General features: G+C 70.1%; 2 protein-coding genes. Both read left to right on the top strand.

Annotation, left to right across the window (positions count from 1 at the left end; translation table 11 throughout):
* Window positions 1-245: DUF4097 family beta strand repeat-containing protein (locus tag ACA514_RS48225; protein ID WP_375048285.1), on the top strand; the 245-nt coding region annotated here is incomplete at its 5' end.
* 35 nt (window positions 246-280) lie between these two features.
* On the top strand, window positions 281-995 hold a 715-nt coding region (locus tag ACA514_RS48230; protein WP_375048286.1), incomplete at its 3' end, for an ABC transporter ATP-binding protein.

Raw genomic sequence — 995 nt, forward strand, 5'->3', positions numbered from 1 at the left:
CCGGCCCCGCCCAGATCAGCACCGCCCGCGGCGACATCCGCATCAACCAGGCCACCGGCGGCGCGGTGGAACTGCGCACCCAGTCCGGCGACATCACCGTCGCCGCCGCCCCCGGCGTCTCGGCCTCGCTGGACGCCGGCACCTCCCACGGCCGCATCACCAACACCCTCACCAACCACGGCACCGCCGCCCTGACCATCCAGGCCACCACCGCCCACGGCGACATCACCGCCCGCAGCCTCTAACCCCCGCAGCACGTTCCGCCTCCGAGGAGCCCCCCATGACGAACCTGGCGATCCAGGCGACCGGACTGCGCAAGTCCTACCGCGACAAGACCGGCGAGAAAGTCGTGCTCGACGGCATCGACCTGACCATCCCCGAAGGAACGATCTTCTCCCTGCTCGGCCCCAACGGCGCCGGCAAGACCACCACCGTGCAAATCCTGTCCACCCTGACCCGCGCCGACGCCGGCGACATCCAGGTCGCCGGCCACGACCTGCACCGCCAGCCGGATGATGTGCGCGGCGCGATCGGTGTCACCGGGCAGTACTCCGCGGTCGACAAGCTGCTCACCGGCCAGGAGAACCTGCTCCTGATGGCCGACCTCAAACACCTGCCCAAGCGCGAAGGCAGGCGCAAGGCGACCGAGCTGCTGGAGCGTTTCGACCTGGTGGAGGCGGCCGGCAAGCCCGCCTCCACCTACTCCGGCGGCATGCAACGCCGCCTGGACCTGGCGATGACCCTGGTCGGCGACCCCCGCCTGATCTTCCTGGACGAACCCACCACCGGCCTGGACCCGCGCAGCCGCCGCGCCATGTGGCAGATCGTCCGCGAACTCGTCGCCGGCGGCGTCACCATCTTCCTCACCACCCAATACCTCGAAGAAGCCGACCACCTCGCCGACCAGATCGCCGTCCTGGACCACGGACGCCTCATCGCCCAAGGCACCGCCGACGAACTCAAACGCCTCATCCCCGGCGGCCACGTCTCACTGA

The organism is Actinomadura sp. NTSP31 (assembly GCF_041951385.1).
GTDB classification, from domain to species: Bacteria; Actinomycetota; Actinomycetes; order Streptosporangiales; family Streptosporangiaceae; genus Spirillospora; species Spirillospora napierensis.